Raw genomic sequence first — 22431 nt, 5'->3', positions numbered from 1 at the left:
CTTTTGGAGCAGGAATGTGAATTGGAACAGAAGGAATTGGATTTTTCAAAGTCCAGTTCCTTCTGTTTATCTCTGTTAAAATTGCATCGGAGCTGTGAAATGCAGGAGAAGAAAGGAGGCATTCCGGGGCGAAAACGCTTTGGAAAAGGGAAGGACTGTTATGGTCAGAAAGATCATAGCAGACAATGGCAAAAACAAAAAGAGGGAGAAAATATATGATATTTGGAAAGTACATTAACAAATACTACCTGAAGAATGCGCCCATTCTGATTCTCGGTCTTGCAGCGCTGATTCTCGTAGATTATTTCCAGCTTTTCATACCGGAGCTGTACCGCATGGTCATCAACGGCATGAACGGCGACCCTGTTCTGGTCAACGGCCAGGCGGCGGTGTTTGATATGGAATTTCTGCTGGATCAGGTCTGCCGGCCCATGATTATTACCATTATCGTCATGGTAGTCGGCCGTTTCCTGTGGCGAGTCTGCTTTTTCGGCTCCGCGATCCGCGTGGTGACCGATCTTCGTACCTGCATGTTCGCGCACAGCAAGGAGCTGTCCCAGGAGTATTATCAGGTCAACAAAGTCGGAAACCTGATGAGTCTTTACACGAACGATCTCGATACCGTGCAGGAGTGCTTCGGCGACGGTATTCTGATGTTCTGCGATGCGCTGTTTTTAGGCCTGCTTGCCGTGATCAAAATGTGGCGCATGAACCACTTCCTGACCGGCCTTTCCATGATCCCGATGGCATTTCTGATGGCCGCCGGCACAACGCTCGGCAAATACCTGATGAAAAAGTGGGAAGAGCGCCAGGCGGCCTTTTCCGAGCTGTCCGATTTCGCGCAGGAAAACTATTCCGGTCTTGCTGTCATCAAAGCATTCGTCAAAGAGACGAAAGAGCTGATGATGTTCCGCAGACTGAACCGCGAGAACGAGGACATCAACGTAGAATATACCAAAATTTCCACACTGCTGAACATTATGGTAACGCTGTTCGTCGAGTCCGTCATCTGCGTAATCTTAGGCTACGGCGGCTATCTCGTTTACTGCGGAAGCTTCGACGCCGGCCAGCTTGTCGAGTATATCGGCTATTTCTCGGCCGTTGTATGGCCGATCATGGCGGTCTCCATGCTGATTGAGAAGACATCCCGTGGAAAAGCGTCCTTAAATCGTATTACGGAACTGCTTGACGCAAAAGTCGATGTGAAGGACCGCGGCGGTGTGCAGGATCTGCCGTTCATCCATGGAAAAATCGAGTTCCGCAATCTGACCTTCCGCTATCCGGACGGGGAGTACGATGTGCTGAAAAACGTATCGTTTACCATTGAGCCGGGCGAGAGTGTCGGCATCGTCGGAAAGACCGGTTCCGGAAAAACGACCATCGTCGATCTGCTGCTCCGCACCTACAACGTGCCGGACGGAATGCTGTTTATTGATGACCACGATGTCAACACCGTTTCCATTCACTCCGTGCGTGAGGGCTGTGCCTACGTGCCGCAGGACAACTTCCTGTTCTCCGACACGATTTCCGGCAATATTTCCTTCGCCTTTGATGACGAAAACCAGGAGGCCATTGAGGATGCGGCGATGATGTCCGATGTCCATGACAATATCGCAGAGTTCAAAGAGGGCTACCGCACCGTTCTTGGCGAGCGCGGTGTGACGGTTTCCGGCGGACAGAAGCAGCGAATCTCGATTGCGCGTGCGCTGATGAAACACGCACCGATTCTGATTCTCGACGATTCCGTCTCTGCGGTCGATACCAAAACAGAGCGCACGATTCTCGACAATCTCAAAAAACGTGAGGGACTGACGACAATTCTGATCGCACACCGGATTTCAACGGTGGAGCAGATGGACAAGATCGTGTTCGTCGAGGACGGAGAAGTCCATGCAGTCGGAAAACACGAGGATCTGTACCGGACCTGCACGGCGTACCGCAAGATGGTCGATCTGCAGAAACTTGAAGAGGAAGCGGGGGAGGAGTAGAAATGCACAATTATTATCCGATTCTCTGGGTCGGCGCGATCATCGGCGTGATTTCCACCCTGCTGATTGTGGCCGCGTTTGTAGTGAAAGATGGAGAAAAAGAAACCGGCTTTGAGCGGAACATGAAAGACAGTGAAATCATGCAGCGTCTGATGGATTACGCAAAGCCGTTTTACCGCCAGTTTATCGTTGTTGGTTTTCTGATGCTGTTTTCGATCGCGTACGATATCATTTCGCCGCTGATCGTCGGCAAAATTGAGGAGCTCGTCGTTGGAAAATTCGCGCTGAATGCCCTGTTTCTGTGGGTAGCGGGCTATGCGGCAATCCTTCTTGTCTCGATGGCGTGCACGTATTTCCAGGCCGTGATTCTGCAGAAGACGGGTCAGAAAATTATTTCCAATATGAGGGAGGATCTGTTCGTCCACATCGAGCGCCTTTCCCACGAGCAGTTAAATGAGATTCCGGTCGGAAAGCTTGTCACGAGAACGACAAACGATACGAACGCGATTTCGCTGATGTTCACCAACCTTCTGGTCAATCTTCTGAAGAACTTCTTCGTGATCATCGGTATTCTGATTGCGATGCTGTTTCTGAACTATGAGCTGACGCTGATGGTGCTCTGCTTCGTGCCGTTTATCATGCTGTTCTCGATTATTTTCCGCAAATTCTCGCGAAGAGCACACCGGAAAGTAAAAGACTGTACTACGGACATCAACACGTATCTGTCGGAGAACCTTTCCGGTATGAAAATCACACAGATCTTCAATCGCGAGGATGCCAAGATGCGCGAGTTTACCGACAAGAGCAACGCACTCGGCCGCGCACAGCAGGAGCAGATTTTCGTGTTTGGTATTTTCCGTCCGCTCGTCTACATGCTGTATATCAGCTCCGTGCTCTGCCTTTTGTATTTAGGCGGCAAGGGCTATCTGGAGGGAACGTCGTTCCTCGGCCAGACGCTTACCAGCGGTATGATCGTCAGCTTTTACATGTATATTTCAAAATTCTTCAACCCGATCCAGAACCTGGCGGAGCAGTTCAACTGGCTGCAGTCCGCATTTGCATCCGCCGAGAAAGTATTCTCGATTCTGGATCTCGAGCCAAAAATGCAGGATGCGCCGGATGCGATCGAGCTTACCGACATCAGGGGCGAAATTGAGTTCCGCGACGTATGGTTTTCCTATATCCCGGGCGAGTGGGTGTTAAAAGGCGTTTCATTCCACGTCAACCCGAAAGAGACAATCGCATTTGTGGGTTCCACCGGTTCCGGAAAATCGACGATTCTTTCCCTGATCTGCCGGAACTACGAGTTCCAGAAGGGTGAGATTCTGATCGACGGCATCGACATCCGAAAGATCAAGATCGATTCCCTGCGGAAAAAATTCGGCCAGATGCTGCAGGATGTCTTCCTGTTCTCGGGAACGATCCGTAGCAACATTATTCTCCGCGAGGAGGGGATTTCCGATGAAGAGATCATGGACGTCTGCCATTACGTGAATGCTGACCAGTTTATCAACAAGCTGGATTACGGCCTCGACGAGCCGGTGCGGGAGAGAGGAAACAACTTCTCCGCCGGACAGCGCCAGCTTCTCTCGTTTGCGCGTACCATCATCCATAAGCCTTCGGTCATGATCCTTGACGAGGCGACGGCGAACATCGACACCGAAACCGAGCTTCTGATCCAGGATTCCATGGAAAAGATGAAGAACATCGGAACGATGCTGATCGTAGCGCACCGTCTTTCGACGATCCAGCATGCGGATGAGATTATCGTACTGTCCCACGGAAAAATCGTGGAGCATGGAACGCATCAGGAGCTTTTAACAGCGCAGGGAAGATATTACCAGCTCTACACGCTGCAGTACCACCGCGAGCAGAGTGAGAAACAGAGAGGAAGAAAGTAAGAAAATTTTAGAACAATAAAGACAATTTACAAAAAGGGAGAAATTTTGTTTGTGCAAAGTGACAAAATTTCTCCTTTTTTTACGGTGTATCATATTAAAATGATTTTAAATCAATATAGTCATATGAAAAATATATGAGCATAATACGATATCCGTTTTTCCATCTCAAAAAGCGGGCGGTTATAATAAGGGAAGCAAAACGGCAGGCACCAAAAAGCCGGGCCGTCTGTTGAAAGAAAGGGAAAATTTATGGAAAAGAAAGCAAGCCTTGTAGGACGCCTGCTCTCGGAAAATCAGATGTCGGAAGCATTTATCAACAGTATGTTTCTGGCGCTGTCCGGCGGTTTTCAGGATGCCTACACGTACAATTGCAGAGATGAAGTATTCTCAAATGCCCAGACGGGAAACGTTGTGCTGATGAGCCAGAACTTTCTGGAAGGAAACTTTACGGCAGGTCTTCGGTATCTCTTCCCGATCCTCTTTTTTGCGATGGGTGTATTTCTGGCAGAAAATTTCCAGGAGCATTACCGGTATGCAAAGAGGCTGCACTGGCGGCAGGTACTTCTCGCGGCGGAAATTGTGATCCTTGCGATCGTCGGATTTATTCCGTCTTCTTATAATATGCTCGCGGCGATGCTTGTATCGTTTGCGTGCGCGATTCAGGTACAGACCTTCCGCAAGGTCGGCGGTTATTCGTATGCAAGCACCATGTGCATCGGAAACCTGCGAAGCGGAACCGCAGCGCTGTCTATGTATATGCGGGATAAGAAAAAAGAACAGCTCCGTCAGGCCGGATACTATTTCGGCGTGATTCTGGCTTTCGCCATCGGCGCCGGAATCGGAGGCGTGTTCTCCATGCTGTATGGAATCCATGTAATCTGGATTTCCTGCGGACTTCTTCTGGTGAGCTTCCTTCTGATGTCACTGGAAAAGTACCGCTGAGAAATAAGAGAGAGTGAAGAAAGAAGGCTGAAAAAATGGAAGTATTTCTGGAGTGCTGTATGACACTATTCTTTTCAGCGGCCATGCTGCTGCTGATCGTCCGCCTGGCAAAGGGTGAGGAGAAAAACATGATGTTTGCGCGTGTGTTCTCCCTGGCGTCCAACGTCGGTTTCTGGATTGGAATTGTCCGCATCGCTGTGCTGAACCGGAGCGGATTTCTGATGTTCTTCTACATCACAGGCGCAATGCTTTCCTACACGGCGATGGTATTTGCCATGCCGCATAAAAAAGAGCAGATTGCCGGACAGCAGGCATAAATAAAAAAGAGACCCTGTATACGGGAAGGATGGAGCAGCGATGTTCCGTCCGCCGGTAGACAGGGTCTTTTTCTGTTTCAAACAAAAGTTCATAAAATCTTATACGCGTTCCAGAAGCTCCTCGATCAGCTCTTTTGCCGCCGCGTTCTGGTGCTGCCGCGGGTTGATGATAAGACAGATTTCACGTTTGGGGGCCTCCTCGATGAGCGGAATCCGACAGACGGTACGGCTCTTTAAGGCATCGCGTGCCAGCTCCTCCGGATAAAATCCGATGCCGAGGTTATACTCGACCATAGGAAGAATCTGATCCGTTGTCGCCGCCTCCATATCGGGGTGGAAGGCGAGGTTGTGATTCAGAAAGTACTCGGCGTACAGCTCCCGCGTGCCGGTGTCTTTGGCAAGCGAGATAAAAGGATATTCTGACAATTCGCCGAGATGATGCGGCTCTGCGGAAAGGGATGCATATTTCGATCCGCCGATCAGAATTTCCTGGAATGGGAAAATCGGGATCTTGTGCAGCGGTTTGCGGATTTCCACCGGGCTTGTGACGACTGCGAAGTCGACCAGACCGTTTTCGAGCGCCTGGATGGCCTGCGGCGTCGAGTGGTTGGAGATGCGCAGGCGGACGTGCGGATAGCGGGTGTGGAAGTGCTCCAGGCGGGAGAGCAGCATCAGACGAAGTGCCGTCTCGCTCGCACCGATTGTGATAAGGCCGCTCTCAAGAGACCGCTCAAGAGCCAGCTCCTCCTCAACCGTGCGGAGCTGTTCGTAGGCAACGGCCACACGCTCATACACCTTTTCGCCCTCCGCTGTCAGTGTGACACCCTGGTGGGAACGGATAAAAAGTTTGCAGCCAAGCTCACTTTCCAGATTGTTCATGCACCGTGTGATGTTGGGCTGGTTGTTTTTCAGAATTTCCGCGGCTTTTGTAAAGCTGTGATATTGTGCTACGAAGTAAAAAATGCGATAATAATCATATGTAATCATAAAAACCTCCGAAGGATGAAGAAGAAAAAATCATCCATGATTGCTTCAATATAAAATACATGCGCCGGGTTGTCAAGGGATTTCTGAGGATGGTCCGGCCGGATTGTGCGGGGGATGGCAGAAGAGAAGTGGAAATTTTTTGAAAAAACACTTGCAAAATACCCGGACAGGGTATATAGTGTAGAAGAAAACAAGATACCCCATTAGGGTATATGAAATAGAAAATCCAGAACTACAGAAAGGAAGACATACGATGGAACAGTACAATGTAACCGGCATGAGCTGCGCCGCCTGCCAGACCCGTGTCGAAAAAGCCGTGTCAAAGGTACCCGGTGTCACATCCTGCGCAGTCAGCCTTCTGACAAATTCCATGGGCGTGGAGGGAACGGCCTCCCCGGCAGAGATTATTGCCGCCGTGGAAAATGCAGGCTACGGTGCGTCGAAAAAAGGCGAGAAGGGAAGCACATCACAGTCGGCTTCCACAGCAGAATACGAAGAGATGCTGAAAGACAAGGAAACACCGGTCATGAAACGCCGTCTGTTGAGCTCCGTTCTTCTTTTGATTCCGCTCATGTATTTCTCCATGGGCCATATGATGTGGGGATGGCCGCTGCCGAAATTCTTTGAAGGAAATCACATCGCAATGGGACTGGTACAGCTCCTGCTTACCATTGCGGTCATGGTCATCAACCAGAAATTCTTTATCAGCGGTTTCAAGAGTCTCTGGCATAAAGCACCGAACATGGACACGCTGGTAGCGCTTGGTTCTACCGCATCGTTTGTATACAGCGTCTACGCCCTGTTTGCCATGACGGGAGCGCAGGTACAGGGGGACATGGATGCAGTCATGAGCTATATGCATGAATTTTACTTCGAGTCCGCAGCCATGATTCTGACCCTGATTACCGTCGGAAAAATGCTGGAGTCGATTTCCAAAGGAAAAACGACCGATGCGTTAAAGAGTCTGATGAAGCTGGCTCCGAAGACCGCCGTTCTCTTAAGAGACGGAAAAGAAGTGGAAGTCGGCATTGATCAGGTGAAAAAGGGCGATCATTTCATCGTCCGCCCGGGCGAAAATATTCCGGTGGACGGCGTTGTCCTGGAGGGAACGAGTGCCGTCAACGAATCCGCGCTGACTGGCGAGAGTATTCCGGTGGATAAAGAGGCCGGCGACCGCGTATCGGCGGCGACCTTAAACCAGTCCGGTTTCCTGACCTGTGAGGCGACGAGAGTCGGAGAAGACACAACACTCTCCCAGATCATTCAGATGGTCAGCGATGCGGCAGCGACAAAAGCGCCGATCGCCAAAGTGGCCGATAAAGTTTCCGGTATTTTTGTGCCGGCCGTTATCTGCATTGCACTTGCTACGATTGTGATCTGGCTGTTTGCAGGAGAGAGCGTCAGCTTTGCTCTTGCAAGAGGTATTTCCGTTCTCGTTATCAGCTGCCCGTGTGCGCTCGGCCTTGCAACACCGGTTGCGATCATGGTCGGAAACGGAATGGGAGCAAAACACGGAACGATGTTCAAAACCGCAGTTTCTCTCGAGGAGACAGGAAAAACACAGATCGTTGCACTCGATAAGACTGGAACCATCACAAGCGGAGAGCCGCAGGTAACCGATCTTGTCCCGGCGGACGGTGTAAGTGAGGAGGAGCTTTTAAAAGGTGCCTTTGCACTGGAGCAGAAAAGTGAGCATCCGCTGGCCCGTGCGATTCTTGCACTTGCAGAGGAAAAAGGCCTGGCCCGCGAAGAAGTCAGTGATTTCTCTGCGCTTCCTGGAAACGGCCTTGTGGCAAAACGGAACGGAAAAGAGCTCTGCGGAGGCAACCGCGCACTGATTACGAAAAAAGCGGTTCTCTCGAAACAGATGGAAGAGCAGGCAGCAAAACTTTCCGAAGAAGGAAAGACACCGCTGTTCTTCAGTGAAGACGGAAAGATGCTCGGTATGATCGCGGTTGCGGATGTCATCAAAGAGGACAGCCCGCGTGCGGTGAAAGAGCTGCAGAATATGGGAATCCGTGTCGTGATGCTGACCGGAGACAATGAGCGCACCGCGCGTGCCATCGGCGCTGAGGCAGGTGTGGACGAAGTCATCGCAGGCGTTCTGCCGGATGGAAAAGAAGCGGTCATCAGCCGCCTGAAAGAAAAAGGAAAAGTAGCGATGGTAGGAGACGGCATCAACGATGCACCGGCTCTGACCAGTGCGGATATCGGTATTGCCATCGGAGCAGGAACCGATATCGCGATCGATGCGGCAGACGTTGTCCTGATGAAGAGCCGCCTCTCCGATGTACCGGCAGCGATCCGCTTAAGCCGTGCGACCCTCAGGAACATTCACGAGAATTTGTTCTGGGCCTTCATTTACAATATCATCGGTATTCCGCTGGCTGCGGGCGTATGGATCCCGCTGTTCGGCTGGAAGCTGAACCCGATGTTCGGTGCGGCGGCGATGAGCCTTTCGAGCTTCTGCGTTGTGACAAACGCCCTGCGTCTGAATCTGTTTCGGATGCACGACGCGTCAAAAGATAAAAGAATCAAAAACGAAATTCTAAAGGAGGATCTGAACATGACAACAGAACAGGGAATGGTAAAAACCATGACAATCGAGGGCATGATGTGCGGCCACTGCGAGGCAAGAGTGAAGAAAACACTTGAGGCAATCGAGGGTGTTGCATCCGCAGAAGTAAGCCATGAAAAAGGAACAGCCGTTGTAACACTGACAGCTCCTGTATCAGACGATGTGCTGAAAACAGCCGTAGAGGCACAGGATTACACCGTAAAAGGAATCCAGTAAAACAGGAAACGTTGAGAAAAGGGAAACGCGCCTGGAATGAAAATTTCCGGGCGCGTTTCTTTTTTTTACCAGATATAGCAAAAATATTGCAATTTGTTCGGAATTTTCGTGACAAAAGGACAAAAATCCGTTAGGATAGAGAAAAAGAAGAGCAAAAACAAAAGGGTTTTTAGGATCAGGAGGTTTTTACATTATGACAGAGTACAGACTTGCAAAGCCGGAAGAGTGGGAGGACTGCATCGAACTTGCAAACTACGTGTTCAGCACGGCACACCGTCCGCACGACTTTGAGCAGTTAATTCCAAGGGTTTATCAGGCAGGACCGGAAATGGCACGGATCCACCGCGTCGCTGTTGCGGAAAACGGCAGACTCCGGGCCGAGATTGCGGTGCTTCCGCAGCAAATGGCAGCAGGGGGTAAGCTGCTCCGCGCAGGATATGTGGGAAGCGTTTCCGTGCATCCAAAGGCAAGGGGCGAAGGCCACATGAAGCGTCTTCTTGGCGACTGGATTACGGATCTGGAAGGAACGTGTGATCTTCTGGCACTGGACGGCCAGAGACAGCGGTATGCCTACTTTGGCTTTACGCCGGGAAGTGAAAAATACACGTTTTACCTGGATGTGGCAAATGTGCGCCATACCTGGAAAAACGGGGAACTCTCCGCTTACACCTTTGCGCCGCTGTTTCCGGAAAACGGCGAAGCGGACGAAGAGGCGGCAGCCTTTGCAAAGAAGCTGAATGAGGAAAAACCGCTTTACGTGGTAAGAGAGGATGTGAAAGCCTGCCTGAAAACGTTCGGCGAGCAGGCAATTGCAATCTGGAAAAACGGTGAGCGGATCGGATATCTGGCACTTTGCGGCGGAAACCAGGTTGTGGAAGCAGAAGTGTTGGAGGAACAGGATTTCGTTCCTGCACTTGCCGCTTATTTAAAAGAAAATGCGCTTGACTCTCTTTTCATTTCCATTCCGGTGTATGAGACCGGAAAAGCAGCAGCGTTATCGGAAGTCTGCGAAAGCTTCACAAAAGAGCGCTGCGGTTCCGCGATGTACCGTATTTTCCAATTTGCAGACGTCATCGAGGCAATGCTGACCATGAAAGCAGAGACGATGGGCATCAGCGATGGAACGTGGTCTGCCGTACTGGAGGGACAGCCGCTGACCGTGACGGTAAAAGATGGAACTGTGACCGTGACACGGGAAGCCCATCCGGGGGCAGATGTACTCAACCGGGAGCAGGCGCAGGAACTGCTTCTTTCACCGCTGGCAAGTAAGGGAAGCAAGGTTCCATCTGAAATCTGGAAGAACATTCCATCCGACTGGTTCCCGCTTCCGCTGTACTGTGCGACGGCAGACGAATTTTAGGCAATGACTGTTGGGAGGCAGAGAAATATGAACGAGACAGCGAAACGAGACAGAAGAGACGAAAAAGAAGAAATCCGGTACCATGTGATTTTCTACGGCCAGGTGCAGGGCGTGGGGTTCCGTTACCGGGCGTATTATGCTGCCTACCAGCTCGGGCTGACAGGCTGGGTGAGAAACTGCTGGGATGAGACGGTGGAGATGGAGGTGCAGGGTGATGAGGAGACGATCACGGAGATGATCAAAAGGATCCGCACCTCCAGCTACATCGAAATCACGGATGCAAAATGGACGAAGATTCCGCTGGAATCGGAATTCGGTTTTCATATCCGTTGATCAGGGCTGTTTTTTCTCTTTTTCCGGAATTTCGACGAGAATGATATCGTTGCCGATCTGGCAGATGCGGTCCCATGGGATCACAAAATCCTCGCCGTGGCAGAAAAAGCCGCAGAATTTCACAGGACCCGGAAGAACGAGTCCGGTAAGATGTCCCGTTTTTGGATTGAATTCCACATCAATCGGACAGCCGAGCGTTTTGCAGGTGCAGATATTGATAACTTCTTTCTGGCGGAGATCTACAACGCGCATGCGGTGCTCCTTTTTACTGATTCCTATGGAAAAACATATGCGAAAATGTTGCTGCAGTTGACTTGAATTTCACGGAAAAATGCGTATACTGTAAAAGTAGAAAACTTTCCGAAATACTTATTTAGAAACGAGGACGAAAGATATGAGATGTCCATTTTGTAATCAGGATAATACCCGGGTTGTGGATTCACGCCCGATTGAAGACAGCAATGCGATCCGCCGCCGCCGGATGTGCGATGTCTGCGGCAGACGCTTTACGACATACGAAAAAGTGGAGACGATCCCTTTGATCGTCATCAAAAAAGATATGAACCGCGAGCAGTATGACCGCTCGAAAATCGAGACCGGTATCCTGCGCGCCTGCCACAAACGGCCGGTGTCCGCCGAGAAGATCAACGAGATGGTCAACAAGGTGGAGACGGAGCTTTTCAACGGCGAGGAACGCGAGATTCCAAGCTCTGTGATCGGAGAGAAGGTCATGCATTACTTAAAAGACCTGGATCAGGTGGCGTACGTCCGCTTTGCGTCGATTTACCGTGAGTTCAAGGACGTCAACACGTTCATGGACGAGCTGAAAAAGATGCTCGACAAATAGCGGGAGGCAAAAAAATGGAAGTGTCGAACTATATTAAAATGCGTGATCAGATGCAGGAACGTTTTCTGACATACGATCAGAAGGAGATCGAAGGAAAGTATGGCTTTGCGTTTGATGGCGATTATTTCTATGTGCCGTATCTTTTTGAAGAATGGAGAGTGAACCGCCATACCGGCGTTGTAGAGGGATCAAAAGACCATTTTCTTCATGTACATCAGGGCAGTTTCAATGAGACGCTGACGATTTTCGACCTGCTCTGCTGCGGAAAGAAGGAGATTGTGCTCGCCGGCACGTATGCGCGTACCAATTCCTTAAAGGGAACGATCAAAGGCCGCACGATTGCGTCCGGCGTTCACGACAGCCGCGCCGCACGGTATGACGGGCATGTGGAACAGCTGAAAAAAGCATGCGTTTCCCTTGGCGGAAAACCATATTTCCCGGGAGACGCTGCTTTTGTTTTTCATGTCTTTCCGTTTCTGCCGCTCGTCTTCCAGTTCTGGGAGTCCGATGAGGAATTCCCGCCGGTGCTGAAGTTTATGTGGGATGAAAACGTCCTCGATTATCTGCGGTTTGAGACGCTGTATTACGTGATGGGAGATTTCCTGGACGCACTGGATCAAGCCTTCGATGCATGTAAAACAGAAGCCTGATACCTTTTGTGAGACAAAATCTTACGAAAATTTTTCGAATGTTTATAAAAATTTCAGTATACGAATCCCTTGGTTTAATGCTATAATGAGCGAAAGTGAGTAAAAAAAGAGAAGAGAAAGGGGAATGCATATGGCTTTTAGCATGAAAGTAACACCGGAAATAGAGGAACTGACAAACATCTGTCTGGATAACTCCAAAATGGATGTTTCGCTGTATGGGCAATACGATGTAAAACGCGGACTGCGCGATGTCAACGGCGTTGGCGTCCTTGCGGGACTGACACAGATTTCAAACGTTGTGTCTTCGGATATCATTGACGGCGTCAAAACACCGTGTGACGGACGTCTGTACTACCGCGGCATCAACGTGGAAAAACTGACCCAGGGATTTTTGAGTGAAAACCGTATGGGATTTGAAGAAGTCGCTTATCTGCTCCTGTTTGGAAATCTGCCGAATGAAGAGCAGCTTAAGCATTTTAAGACGATTTTAAAACAGCAGCAGTCCCTGCCGAAGAACTTTGTGCGTGACGTTGTTATGAAAGCGCCGACCAAGGACATGATGAACACTCTGTCCCGAAGCGTTCTGACCCTGTACGCGTACGACAACCACGCAGATGATACCTCCCTTCCGAATGTGCTTCGCCAGTGCATTAACCTGATTTCTGTTTTCCCGATGCTGTCCGTCTATGGCTATCAGGCGTACAACCATTATATCAAGGGAAAAAGTTTATATATCCACAATCCGTCGAAGAAGCTTTCCACCGCAGAAAACATTCTGCTGATGCTCCGCCCGGATCAGAAATACACCCCGCTGGAGGCGAAGATCCTCGATCTTGCCCTCGTCCTCCACATGGAGCACGGCGGCGGTAACAACTCAACCTTTACAACACATGTTGTTTCTTCTTCCGGAACCGATACGTACTCCGCAATTGCAGCGGCGCTCGGCTCCTTAAAGGGACCGAAGCACGGCGGTGCAAACATCAAGGTTGTGCGGATGTTCGACGATATGAAGTCACACGTCAAAGACTGGACGGATGAGGAAGAAGTATCGAATTACTTAAGAAAGCTGCTGCACAAAGAGGCGTTCGACCAGAAAGGTCTGATTTACGGTATGGGCCATGCGGTTTACTCCATTTCCGACCCGCGTGCGCGCATCTTCAAGACCTTCGTTGAGCAGCTGGCAAAAGAAAAACACAGAGAGAAAGATTACCGGCTGTACGCTATGGTCGAGGAACTGGCTCCGAAGATCATCGGCGAGGAGCGCCATATTTACAAAGGTGTATCCGCAAACGTCGACTTCTACAGCGGCTTCGTTTACAGCATGCTGGATCTTCCGCTGGAGCTCTACACCCCGATGTTCGCCTGCGCGCGTATCGTCGGCTGGAGTGCACACCGGATGGAGGAACTGATCAACACCGACAAGATCATCCGCCCGGCGTACAAGAGTGTCAAAGATGAAGTGGACTATGTTCCGCTGGAAAACAGATAAAACAGGCAGAAGGGCCGGAGCGTGTCGGGATTTTCCGATCTGCTCCGGCATTGCTCTGTGCAGGAAGTAATGTGTCATTGTGAAAAATAGGAGAGTGCAGGAGAATGAATGAGACAAAAAATTACAGCATAACAAAATCCGGAGCAGTCATATTGGAAGGAGGGGCCAATCGCGGCGTCTTTACAGCAGGAGCGCTGGACTTTCTGATGGAGCAGGAGTATTATATCCCTCATGTGATCGGCGTTTCCGCCGGAGCCTGCAATGCGCTGGACTATGTATCGCGCCAGATTGGCAGAACGAGGGACTGTATGATTGTCACGGATGAGAAAAACCGCTACGTCAATAAGAATATCAAGACAATCGTTGAGAAAAAAGCACTGCTCGACATGGATATGGTGTTCGAACGGTATCCGTATGAGATTTTTCCATTTGATTTTGATACGTATTTTGCATCGCCGCAGACGTGTGAGCTGGTTGTGACAAACTGTGAGACGGGACGCGCGGAATATCTGGATGACCGCGAAAATAAAGAACGTCTGCTTGCAATTGGCCGTGCATCATCGAGCATGCCGATCGCCTGCCCGATGGTGGAGATCGACGGAAACGAGTACGTCGACGGCGGTGTTGCCGATTCGATCCCGATTATCCGTTCCTTAAAGACGGGACACCGAAAAAATGTCATTATTCTGACACGGAATTTCGGTTACCGCAAAAAAGAGGGAACGAGAGGCTGGGAGCTGTATGTGGCGGCATTCCGCAAATACCCGAATCTCGTGCGTGCGCTTGTAAACCGCGCGAAACATTATAACCAGGTACTCGAATGCATCGAAAAATGGGAAGAAGAAGGCTCCGTCTTTGTGATCCGCCCGGAGATACCGGCGGTATCGCGTCTCGAAAAGGACGAGGAGAAGCTGCGGGAATTTTACCAGCACGGCTATGACCAGATGAAAGCAAATTTTGAGGCTCTGCAGGAGTTTCTGAAAGAAGAATAAAGTTACTGTATAAACGAAAAGAGGATTGGAGAAAGAAGATGAGTGGAAAAAACCAGAAGAACCGGGGAACTATACTGATGCGGATGTTTTACCCGGACCGGAGAGAAAAAAGTGCCTATACGATCGATTACGCGGATCTGTACCGGAAAGGATACCGGGGCGTGATTTTTGATATCGATAATACGCTTGTTCCGCACGGTGCGCCGGCAACGAAGGAGGCGGCTGCGTTCTTTGCGTCTCTTCGGGAGACTGGTTTTTCCACCTGTCTGCTTTCCAACAATCAGAAACCGCGTGTGGCTCCGTTTGCCGATGCGGTCGGTTCTATCTATATCGAAAATGCGCACAAGCCTTCGGTGAAAAACTACCAGGAGGCATGCCGGAGAATGGGGATCAAAGAGGAGCAGGCGGTCTTTGTCGGGGATCAGCTTTTCACCGATGTGTACGGTGCAAAACGGACCGGACTTTACAATATTCTGACCGAGCCGATCAATCCGAAAGAGGAAATTCAGATCGTTCTGAAACGGTATCTGGAGCACATTGTACTGTTCTTTTATGAGCGTGATCTGGCCCGCGGCAGGATTACGAAAAAAAACAGTTGAAAAATCGGGAAAAATATTATATTATAAGATAAGCCTATGGTGCGCATTTGGCGCATCGTACTATGTTAAGGAGGAAAAATCAGAATGATTTCAGCAGGAGATTTTAGAAACGGCGTTACCCTCGAGATCGATGGTCAGGTCGTTCAGATTCTTGAATTTCAGCATGTAAAACCTGGTAAAGGAGCTGCATTCGTAAGAACAAAATTAAAAAATGTCATCAACGGTGGTGTGGTAGAGCGTACCTTCCGTCCGACTGAGAAATTCCCGCAGGCTCGTATCGAGCGTGTAGACATGCAGTATCTGTACAGCGATGGTGATTTATTCTACTTCATGAACGTAGAAAACTATGAGCAGATCGCTCTGAACGAAGAGACCATCGGAGATGCTCTGAAATTTGTAAAAGAAAACGAAATGGTTAAAGTATGTTCCTACAACGGAAATGTATTCGCAATCGAACCGCCTCTGTTTGTAGAGCTTGAGATCACCGAGACTGAGCCAGGCTTCAAGGGAGATACCGCACAGGGTGCTTCCAAACCGGCTACCGTTGAGACTGGTGCTACCGTAAGCGTTCCGCTGTTCGTAAACCAGGGAGACAAAATCAAAATTGATACCAGAACAGGTGAATATCTGTCCCGTGTATAAGTAAGACTGTTCCCGCCGTTGTCCGTCACAACTTTCTTTGTGGCGGACACGGTTTTCTAAATAAATAGAATATTCGTCTGAAAAATGGCTGATAAAGGCTGTCGGAAGCAGTCCGGGCCCGTTTTTCTCATCGTTCGAAGTTCCGCGAACCAACGAATCTCTGGCATATACAGATCTGTACAGAGGTTTTTAAGTTGTGTTTTTCGGAGCTTTTTTTGTTCCGTAAAGCAAAAATACAAAAGGCAATCAAACAGGAAAGGTGGGAAAAAATGGACTATCAGATGTTCAAAGAGCAGCTTGCCGCGCTGCTGAAAAGAAAAGCCGGCGATGATTTTGAGGTGAAGATAGAATCGGTGCAGAAGCTGAACGGTATCGAAAAAGAGGCGTTTGTCATCAGCAGAAAGAAGGACTGGATTGCACCGACGATTTACGTGGAGCTTCTGTATGAATGCTGTCTGCAGGGCGTGCCGCTTTCTCAGATTGCAGAAAAGGTACTGGAGCAGTACCGGAAGGTGGAAGCGGAGGCGAGAAGACCGGAGAAAGCTGTCTTTTTTACCAACTGGAAAAATGCTGCGCCGCAGATCTACTGCGAGCTCATTCATGCGGAGAAAAACCGTACGCTGCTCTCCGAAGTTCCGCACAGAAAATTTCTCGATCTCGCGGTCGTGTACTATTACCAGATGCGGGGAAACCGCGTGCCGGATGCGACAATTCTGATCCACGAGACGCACCGGGAGCTGTGGGGAATTTCGGCGGAGGAGCTGGATGCCCGTGCCTGGGAGAACACCCTGCGGGATCTGCCGGTGCGCACAGACAGCCTTATGGTGTATTTGAAAGAGGAGTACGGGGTAACGTTTCCCCGGTTCGAGCTTGGTCCGCTGGCGGAACAGTTTTACCTGGTCAGCAACCGCAGAGGAAAGCTGGGTGCAATCTGCATGTGCTATCCCGGCGTGCTGGAGAGTCTTTCGCAGCGCTTTGAGGCAAGTCTTTATGTGATTCCGAGCAGTATCCACGAGTGCATGGTGATTCCGGATTATGATGTGTTCCCGGAGGAGTGTCTTTCCGACATGGTACGGGACGTGAATGAAAAGACGGTCAAGCCGCAGGAGATTCTGTCGGATCACGTTTATTATTACCACCGGGAAAGCGGGGAACTGACGCTGTGTGAGGAAGAAACGTAAGCTGTGTGGCAGAATAGTCTGCGAATAATTTAAGAAAAAAATGGGCGGCTGGGTGGGAAAAATACTTTACAATTGCAGGAGTCTGTGGTAAACTGTCATAGTGTGGTTGAGAAAACAGATCACATCAGCGTCTGTAGCTCAGGGGATAGAGCAACGGTTTCCGGTACCGTGTGTCGGGGGTTCGAATCCCTCCAGACGCGTTTTTGCTACATGGCATGCTGCGGCGGGCAGGACCGGCGCAGGACAAGGAAAGCCCCTGCTTCGGTGTGAAGTAGAGGTTTTTTTGCTTACTGAGCATATCAATAACTGATCCGGCGGATCAGTTTTGATGAAGGAGGAAAAATATGGCAAGACCAATGACAACAAAAGATAAAATTCGGGAATGGATTTCCGATAATCTGCGCTACATGCTTCTGATCGGAGCAATTCTCCTGATTGTGGCAGCGGTTCTTCTCATCGTTCATCTGGTATCACCAAAAAACGATGGAAAATCGAGCGGCGGAACCGTAACAAGCAGCAGCACCGGAAACAATGTGCCGGATAAAAAGACACAGGTAAAAGCAGACAGCAAAGCAGATTCTGAGGACAGCACAGGCATTTCATCGGACGTTTCGGATTCCGCGAATGATTCCAGTGCAGATGCTTCCAGTACCGATACTGCCAGCGCGCCGGATGCAGAGGCTGAGCCGACAAGTGAGCCGGAAGCGGCAGACGATACCAGTAATACAGAGAATACCGATAATACGGCTGTCTCCTTTGACGCGGACAATGTCCCGGAAGTAAGCACCGTGCTGGAGCAGTATTACACCGCGCTCGGTGCAAGGAATATCAACGGTCTTTTTGCAGTAACAGATAATCTGACCGCGGAGGAGCAGGCGCAGATTGAGGCAGAAAGCGATGTGGAGTCATACGGAGATGTAAAGGCCTACACGATCAGCGGTCCAAATGACGGAACGTACATCGCGTTTGTCAGCAGCAGATGCAAATATCTGGGAATCAACCAGACCCTGCCGATGCTTTCGGAGTATTATCTCTACACGACAGAAGACGGCAGCCTGAAAATCATGGATGATACCGACAGCGATGCGGCCGTAACCGAGGCTATGAAAGCGGCGCTCGAAAACGAAGAAGTCAAAAATCTGATCGAACAGGTTCAGAACGATTATCAGAATGCACTCGATGCAGATGCTTCCCTGAGAGCATATGTAGAGAGCATTCAGTAGGAACAATAGAATAATACAAAACAAAAAAAGCAGTTTCTGGTTTTTATGAAACTGCTTTTTTGGAAGGATAAAACTATGCGCTTAAACAAATACTTAAGTGATGCGGGCGTCTGCTCGCGGCGGGAGGCGGACCGTCTGACAGAAGCGGGCGAGATTACTATAAACGGAAAACGCGCGGAAACCGGCATGCAGGTGGAGCCTGGCGACGTTGTTGTTGTGAAAGGCAAAACCGTTGTCCCGGAGGAGAAAAAAGTCTATCTCGCCTTCAACAAACCGCGCGGCATCGTCTGTACTGCGGAAAAACGGGAGAAAAACAACGTCATCGATTATCTGTCCTACCCGGTGCGGATTTACCCGGTGGGAAGACTCGATAAAGATTCCGAAGGCCTCCTTCTGATGACGAATGACGGTGCGATTGTAAATGGTATCATGCGTGCCAGAAACCGCCACGAAAAAGAATACCAGGTCGAGGTAAACAAAGAGATTACACCGGAATTTCTGAAAAAAATGGCATCCGGCGTGCCGATTCTCGATACCGTGACGCGCCCGTGCCGGATCCAGAAAACGGGAGAGCGCAGCTTTACGATTATTCTGACGCAAGGGCTGAACCGTCAGATCCGGCGGATGTGCGAAGCATTAGGATATCGTGTCACAAAGCTGAAACGTGTGCGGATCATGAATATTCACTTGAAAGACCTGAAAACAGGGGAGTACCGCCCTTTAACGGAAAAAGAATTAGCAGAACTGAAAAAGCAGATCGGGGAGGAAAAGCGATGAACGAGACAGAACGGATGAAGGAACTGGTCAAAAAGCTGAACGAAGCGGCAAAAGCCTATTACCAGGAAGACCGGGAGATCATGAGCAACCTGGAGTACGACACGCTGTATGACGAACTGCAGGTATTAGAGGAAAAAACAGGCGTAACACTCGCCGGAAGCCCGACCACAAAAGTCGGCTACGAGGCGATGGACGAACTGCCGAAAGAAGCGCACGAGTCACCGATGCTTTCCCTTGATAAAACGAAAGATGTGGAAGTGCTCCGCAGCTTCATCGGGGATCACAAAACGCTGCTATCCTGGAAGATGGACGGTCTGACCGTCGTTCTGACGTACCGCGGCGGTACCCTCGCAAAGGCCGTCACCCGTGGAAACGGCGTGATCGGAGAGGTTGTCACGAACAATGCAAAAGTGTTTGAAAATATTCCCTTAAAAATCCCGTACCAGGGAGAGCTGGTTCTGCGCGGCGAGGCGATCATCCGCTATTCCGATTTTGAGAAGATCAACGAGGAGATTGAGGATGTCGATGCGAAATACAAGAATCCGAGGAACCTCTGCAGCGGTTCTGTGCGCCAGCTGAACAATGAGATTACGGCAAAACGCCACGTTCATTTTATGGCATTTGCGCTTGTGAGCGCTCCGGAACAGGATTTCGAAAATTCCAGAATCCGTCAGATGGAGTGGCTGAAAGAGCAGGGCTTCGAGGTGGTGGAATACAAGGTTGTCACCAAAGATAACCTCGACGAGGCGATGCAATATTTCTCCACGAAAATCGAGACAAACGATTTCCCGTCCGATGGCCTTGTCGCGTTGTATGACGATATCGCCTACGGAGAATCACTCGGCACAACCGCGAAATTCCCGCGGAACGCTTTCGCCTTCAAATGGGCGGATGAACAGAAGGAGACCACTCTGCTTGAAATTGAGTGGAGCCCGTCGAGAACCGGTCTCATCAATCCGGTTGCGGTTTTTGAGCCGGTCGAGCTGGAAGGAACTTCGGTTTCCCGCGCAAGCGTCCACAACATCAGTATCATGCGTTCGCTGGATCTCGGTGTGGGTGATAAAATCCTTGTCTACAAAGCAAACATGATCATTCCACAGATCTCAGAGAATCTGACGAGAAGCGGTGTGCGCGATATTCCGGAAACGTGTCCTGCCTGCGGCGGTGCCACCCGGATTCAGATGATGAACAATGTCGAGACCCTCTACTGTACGAATCCGGAGTGCCCGGCAAAATTCATGAAGGCATTCACCCTGTTTGTAAGCCGCGACGCGATGAACATCGACGGCATGTCGGAGGCAACGCTCGAAAAATTCGTGGGCCACGGCTTCATCCGTGAGTTTGCCGATATTTTCCGTCTCGACCGCTACCGCGACGAGATTGTGGAGATGGACGGTTTCGGTGAAAAATCATACCAGAATCTGATCGATAGCATCGAGCGCGCGAAAAATACAACGCTGCCCCGTCTGATTTTCGGACTTGGCATCTTAAATATCGGTCTTGCAAACGCGAGAATGATCTGCAAAGCCTTCGATTTCGATCTCGACCGGATCCGGAATGCATCGGCGGAGGATTTCGCGCAGATCGACGGTGTCGGAGAAGTGATTGCAAAAAGCATCGTGGATTACTTTGCGGATGAGGAAAATAAAGAACGCCTTGAGCGCCTTCTGTCGTATCTGACGATTGAGAAGCCGCAGGCAAGCCAGGAAGAACAGAAATTAGCCGGTCTTACCTTCGTTATCACCGGAAGTGTGGAACATTTCCCGAACCGGAATGCATTAAAGGCAAGAATCGAGGAGCTCGGCGGAAAAGCCACCGGAAGTGTAACGGGAAAGACGAGCTATCTGATCAACAACGACACGACATCCAGTTCCTCCAAAAACCGGAAAGCGCGCGAACTCGGCGTGCCGGTGATCTCAGAAGAGGAATTTCTGAAGATGACAGAAGAATAACGAAATATCTGCAAAGGCGGTTTGCATCCCGCGCGGGAATCTGCTATAATCGGAAACAGACGGCAGAAATTCCTGCCGGAAAAAGCAAACCGCCTGTCTGCGCAGAGAAAAGCGCGGCAGATCAAGAAGAATAGAAACGAGGAAAAAGAATATGCCGGTTAAAGTTCAGGCAGATTTACCTGTAAAAGAAATACTCGAAAGCGAAAATATATTCGTCATGGACGAGACAAGAGCGGTTCATCAGGACATCCGTCCGCTGAAGATTATGATCCTGAATCTGATGCCGCTCAAAGAAGATACCGAGCTGCAGCTTCTGCGCTCCCTTTCCAACACCTCCCTGCAGGTTGATGTCACCTTTCTGATGGTGGCAAGCCACGAGGCGAAAAATACATCGACCAGCCATCTGAACACGTTCTATGTGAAATTTGAGGATGTGCGGAAAAATTATTACGACGGTATGATCATCACCGGTGCACCGGTCGAGCAGATGGAATTTGAAGAAGTTGACTACTGGGATGAACTGACAAAGATCATGGACTGGACGAACACACACGTTACCTCCACGATGTTCCTCTGCTGGGGAGCCCAGGCGAGTCTGTATCATTTCTACGGACTGAAGAAACGGATGCTTCCGGAGAAGAAATTCGGGCTGTTCTGGCACAAAGTCAACAACCGCAAGATCCCGCTTGTGCGAGGCTTCGATGACGAGTTTTTGGCACCGCATTCCCGCCACACAGAAGTACCGATCGACGATATCCGTGCCTGCAAAGATGTCACGATTCTCGCAGAGTCCGACGAAGCCGGATTCTATCTTGGCATGGCGGAAGAGGGAAGAAAGATTTTTGTGATGGGTCATCCGGAGTACGACCGTATGACGCTCGACGGCGAGTACCACCGCGATAAAGACAAAGGACTCCCGATTGAGATTCCGAAGAACTATTATAAAAACGACGATCCAAATACAAAACCAGTGCTTTTATGGCGGTCACATGCGAACAATCTGTACACGAACTGGCTGAACTACTATGTATACCAGGTGACCCCGTATAATCTTGACGGAACTCCGGATTTTTCGGGAAAATAAGAGAGAAAAAGCCCCCCGCACCGGGCGCACACCGGCTGCGGGGGGTTGCTGTAAAAATCTGCTATAAAAAACGGAAAGCTTTCCGGGCTTACCGTTTGAAATCAAATAATGTTTTCAGCGGAATTTCGAGTGCTTCCGCAATATCCATCAGCTTGTTTAGAGACAGAGAGGTATGACTGTTTGGCGCTTCGATGTTGCTCATATGTGTACGGCTGATCTGGACAGCTTCGGCAAGCTCACTTTGCGTTAATCCGCGTGCTCTGCGATAAAAAGCGATGGTAAGACCGAGGAGGCGCATCTCCTCCGTATGACGTTCTCCCATTGCTATGGCTCCTTTCTGAACAGAGTGATACAAAGACTTATATAATATTTA

The 22431-nt window shown here is 50.0% G+C and carries 21 protein-coding genes and 1 tRNA gene; 19 read left to right on the top strand and 3 right to left on the bottom strand.

Annotated elements, in window-relative coordinates; genetic code table 11:
- The first annotated feature begins 215 nt into the window (after positions 1–215).
- The 4 genes from DXD92_RS01250 to DXD92_RS01235 all read left to right on the top strand — a co-directional run bounded on the left by DXD92_RS01250 (position 216) and on the right by DXD92_RS01235 (position 5148).
- Positions 216–1988 (top strand): ABC transporter ATP-binding protein, encoded by a 1773-nt coding sequence (locus tag DXD92_RS01250; protein ID WP_158554957.1) that lies wholly within the window; start codon positions 216–218, stop codon positions 1986–1988.
- 2 nt (positions 1989–1990) lie between these two features.
- Complete coding sequence (locus DXD92_RS01245; RefSeq protein WP_117509123.1) at positions 1991–3889, top strand: ABC transporter ATP-binding protein; 1899 nt, start codon at positions 1991–1993, stop codon at positions 3887–3889.
- 249 nt (positions 3890–4138) lie between these two features.
- Complete coding sequence (locus DXD92_RS01240) at positions 4139–4831, top strand: YoaK family protein (protein ID WP_242991102.1); 693 nt, start codon at positions 4139–4141, stop codon at positions 4829–4831.
- Between the two features lie 35 nt (positions 4832–4866).
- Positions 4867–5148: a hypothetical protein gene (locus DXD92_RS01235; protein WP_022462506.1), complete on the top strand. Its 282-nt coding sequence runs from the start codon at positions 4867–4869 to the stop codon at positions 5146–5148.
- Between the two features lie 99 nt (positions 5149–5247).
- Here the strand turns inward: DXD92_RS01235 and DXD92_RS01230 are convergent, their stop codons facing one another.
- Complete coding sequence (locus DXD92_RS01230) at positions 5248–6135, bottom strand: LysR family transcriptional regulator (protein ID WP_117509122.1); 888 nt, start codon at positions 6133–6135, stop codon at positions 5248–5250.
- Positions 6136–6388: 253 nt separating this feature from the next.
- On the opposite strand from DXD92_RS01230, the gene DXD92_RS01225 reads away from it, so the two are divergent.
- The 3 genes from DXD92_RS01225 (at position 6389) to DXD92_RS01215 (ending at position 10622) form a co-directional block, all read left to right on the top strand.
- Positions 6389–8929, top strand: coding sequence for a heavy metal translocating P-type ATPase (locus DXD92_RS01225; protein WP_117509121.1), 2541 nt, complete (start codon positions 6389–6391; stop codon positions 8927–8929).
- A gap of 193 nt (positions 8930–9122) precedes the next feature.
- The gene (locus DXD92_RS01220; protein WP_117509120.1) at positions 9123–10289 is read left to right on the top strand and encodes a GNAT family N-acetyltransferase; all 1167 of its coding nucleotides are present in this window, start codon (positions 9123–9125) and stop codon (positions 10287–10289) included.
- A gap of 27 nt (positions 10290–10316) precedes the next feature.
- Positions 10317–10622, top strand: a complete 306-nt coding sequence (locus DXD92_RS01215; protein ID WP_022462510.1) for an acylphosphatase — start codon at positions 10317–10319, stop codon at positions 10620–10622.
- On the opposite strand, the gene DXD92_RS01210 is transcribed toward DXD92_RS01215, so the two are convergent.
- On the bottom strand, positions 10623–10874 hold the full coding sequence (locus DXD92_RS01210) for a YlmC/YmxH family sporulation protein (protein WP_022462511.1): 252 nt from the start codon (positions 10872–10874) through the stop codon (positions 10623–10625).
- Between the two features lie 142 nt (positions 10875–11016).
- Here DXD92_RS01210 and nrdR point away from each other — a divergent pair, with 142 nt between their 5' ends.
- The 12 genes from nrdR to metA all read left to right on the top strand — a co-directional run bounded on the left by nrdR (position 11017) and on the right by metA (position 22058).
- Positions 11017–11469 carry a transcriptional regulator NrdR gene (gene nrdR / locus DXD92_RS01205; protein ID WP_022462512.1) on the top strand — a complete coding sequence of 151 codons (453 nt, stop codon included), beginning with the start codon at positions 11017–11019 and terminating at the stop codon, positions 11467–11469.
- Positions 11470–11483: 14 nt separating this feature from the next.
- Positions 11484–12119 (top strand): DUF3786 domain-containing protein, encoded by a 636-nt coding sequence (locus tag DXD92_RS01200; protein ID WP_117509119.1) that lies wholly within the window; start codon positions 11484–11486, stop codon positions 12117–12119.
- Positions 12120–12249: 130 nt separating this feature from the next.
- Positions 12250–13608, top strand: coding sequence for a citrate/2-methylcitrate synthase (locus DXD92_RS01195; RefSeq protein WP_117509174.1), 1359 nt, complete (start codon positions 12250–12252; stop codon positions 13606–13608).
- 104 nt (positions 13609–13712) lie between these two features.
- Complete coding sequence (locus tag DXD92_RS01190; protein ID WP_055218274.1) at positions 13713–14600, top strand: patatin-like phospholipase family protein; 888 nt, start codon at positions 13713–13715, stop codon at positions 14598–14600.
- A gap of 74 nt (positions 14601–14674) precedes the next feature.
- Positions 14675–15199, top strand: a complete 525-nt coding sequence (locus DXD92_RS01185; RefSeq protein ID WP_117509173.1) for a YqeG family HAD IIIA-type phosphatase — start codon at positions 14675–14677, stop codon at positions 15197–15199.
- 84 nt (positions 15200–15283) lie between these two features.
- Entirely contained in the window at positions 15284–15841 is a 558-nt protein-coding gene (gene efp, locus DXD92_RS01180; protein WP_022462517.1) for an elongation factor P, read from the top strand.
- A 269-nt stretch (positions 15842–16110) separates the two neighbouring features.
- Positions 16111–17022 (top strand): DUF5688 family protein, encoded by a 912-nt coding sequence (locus DXD92_RS01175; protein WP_147399280.1) that lies wholly within the window; start codon positions 16111–16113, stop codon positions 17020–17022.
- Positions 17023–17149: 127 nt separating this feature from the next.
- A tRNA-Arg gene (locus DXD92_RS01170) sits at positions 17150–17222 on the top strand.
- Between the two features lie 144 nt (positions 17223–17366).
- Positions 17367–18245, top strand: coding sequence for a hypothetical protein (locus DXD92_RS01165; protein ID WP_118639925.1), 879 nt, complete (start codon positions 17367–17369; stop codon positions 18243–18245).
- A 75-nt stretch (positions 18246–18320) separates the two neighbouring features.
- A complete protein-coding gene (locus tag DXD92_RS01160; protein WP_118639924.1) occupies positions 18321–19022 on the top strand; it encodes a pseudouridine synthase in 702 nt (233 codons plus the stop codon).
- Complete coding sequence (gene ligA, locus DXD92_RS01155; protein ID WP_055228463.1) at positions 19019–20974, top strand: NAD-dependent DNA ligase LigA; 1956 nt, start codon at positions 19019–19021, stop codon at positions 20972–20974. Before DXD92_RS01160 ends, ligA begins: the two co-directional genes overlap by 4 nt.
- Before the next feature lie 151 nt (positions 20975–21125).
- Positions 21126–22058 (top strand): homoserine O-acetyltransferase MetA, encoded by a 933-nt coding sequence (gene metA / locus DXD92_RS01150; RefSeq protein ID WP_055228462.1) that lies wholly within the window; start codon positions 21126–21128, stop codon positions 22056–22058.
- An 88-nt stretch (positions 22059–22146) separates the two neighbouring features.
- Here metA and DXD92_RS01145 read toward each other — a convergent pair whose 3' ends face one another.
- A complete protein-coding gene (locus DXD92_RS01145; RefSeq protein WP_022462523.1) occupies positions 22147–22380 on the bottom strand; it encodes a helix-turn-helix domain-containing protein in 234 nt (77 codons plus the stop codon).
- Between the last annotated feature and the right edge of the window lie 51 nt (positions 22381–22431).

The sequence above is a fragment of the Blautia sp. TM10-2 genome (genome assembly GCF_003480845.1).
Taxonomy (GTDB): Bacteria; Bacillota; Clostridia; order Lachnospirales; family Lachnospiraceae; genus Fusicatenibacter; species Fusicatenibacter saccharivorans.
The sequence above is the reverse complement of the archived record's forward strand: the minus strand, read 5'-3'. Positions and strand labels throughout refer to the sequence as shown.